General features: G+C 40.8%; 1 protein-coding gene and 1 pseudogene. Both read right to left on the bottom strand.

The annotated features are described in order from the left end of the window. The coding region (locus tag WBM49_RS10625) for a carboxypeptidase-like regulatory domain-containing protein (RefSeq protein ID WP_424372026.1) at positions 1-1,001 on the bottom strand (1,001 nt) is incomplete at its 3' end. Next, a pseudogene (locus WBM49_RS10620) lies at positions 988-1,829 on the bottom strand (hypothetical protein); the annotation flags it as partial. The pseudogene WBM49_RS10620 and the gene WBM49_RS10625, both read right to left, overlap by 14 nt.

Raw genomic sequence — 1,829 nt, 5'->3', positions numbered from 1 at the left:
GTAACTCCCTTGCTGAGATTTATCACTTTTACCTCAGAGAGGGCAATGTTGCCGTGGAACACATAACCCGAAATAGATGAGGTGACTGCCTCTTTGGGTGTTCTTTTGGGAACTTTTTTCTGTTTTTTAGAATACATGGTAGATTCTAGCCTGTAAGCCATGGCAACATCTTTCATTATTGCCCATCTATCCTGACTGGAGTATTTTTTAAAGGAATCGGTAAACCGATTATTGGCCGCGGCCAGTACCAACCCAATTTTACTTTTTCCGTACACTTTTAATAACTCAAGGCTCACTATAAAGTCGTCTCGAACAAATAAATCGTATGCACTCAGGTTTACCCTGGATACCCCGGGAGCTGATTTTATGGTATGCAAAACATTCTTGCCACTGGTATTGATATTGGTGCCGGGGAAGCCGTCATTTCCATCGGTATTGTAAAAGTTTATCCTCACCAAAACACTATCCGAGGTATTGCCCAGAACCTCAAAAGTAAACTCATCTAATTTGCGAAGCCCTTTTTTGATTCTGATCTTGGTCGCCAGTTCTCCCCCCAGAGCGACATTGTCTTTCCAGTAGCCGTAGAATTGGTGCCCCCCATTTTTGTATCCTATGGGATCTTTGTATTCGAATAATCCGGCATCGGTTACCACAACCTCCTTTAATTGCTCAGCCTCGGGTACCATGTAAATTTTCGGGTACTCATTATAGCTAAAATTGAGTTCAGAGACCGTTTTATTTATGGTACCATACCCCAAGGATGAAAACTGAAGTATATCGGTTGGATTAAATTGGTTGGCTTCAAATTCCAGATGAAAGAACCCCTGTTCGTCGCTCACGGTTCCGACGCCTTTTTTTGGAAAACCGATATTCACAAAAGGGATAGGCTCATTGGTATCCTTATCTAGGATGATCCCCTTGTAATCTCGCTGACCATAACCAAACTGTAAAATTCCGAAAAGGAAAAATACACTGGCGGTACAGGATTTAATTGGATACAAGCGTCATGGAATTCTGAACCTTGAATAGTTCCTGGTTCACATTTTTTAATTGTAGTTTAAATAGCTTTATCTCCTTGCGTTGTGAATCGGTCCCAAAGTTTGAATAGATAGTGACCTTAAAAAAGGTAGGCGTTAAGCTCTTGTTCCCCAGGTATTTTAAATTCACTTGCCATGTACCTGTTAAACTGCCATCTATGAGGTATTCTTCGCAGGAATATCCCTTTATTTTTTCTTCCTTAATTCTATTGGGATCTGCCAGTATACTATGTTCCCAGTTAAAATATTTGTTTTGGGGGTTTACGAATTGCAGTTCAAACTCCGCTTCGCTATCACTCCATTCAAAAACCAGTCTGGTTCCCTCAAAATCACTGTTTAAAGAAGGGCCCTTGGAATAGTCCTTCCCGGTAAGTTCCTTGCCGTGGAGTTGTAACAGATTACTAAATTCTCGTTCTAACAGCGGTGTAAAGTCTTTATCCTCTGCCCTGATAAAGCCCTCACCAATGAGATAGTCATAACGCGCATAGATAGCGGCTGCTTTTTTATAATCACCAGTATCCGCATAACTTAAAGCAAGGTCTCTATAAGACTGTGCATAGTTAGGACGGAGAATAAATACTTCCTTATACAATTCATGAGCTTTTGCTGTTTCACCTAAAACCTGATACAGATAGGCCAGTGATTTGAGACCAACAGGATTGTCTTTAAACAAATACCAGTGATCTTGAATGACCTGATCTGCAAATGCCTTATTCTGCCATTTGGCTGAGAAATATCCAAACACATCAAGGAAGTAATACAAGGAACTGCTATAGGCTTTTGCCTGGGTTT

Source organism: Muriicola sp. (assembly GCF_049669965.1).
GTDB lineage: Bacteria > Bacteroidota > Bacteroidia > Flavobacteriales > Flavobacteriaceae > Muriicola.
Note: the sequence above shows the minus strand (reverse complement) of the source record. Positions and strands in the feature narration are given on the sequence as shown.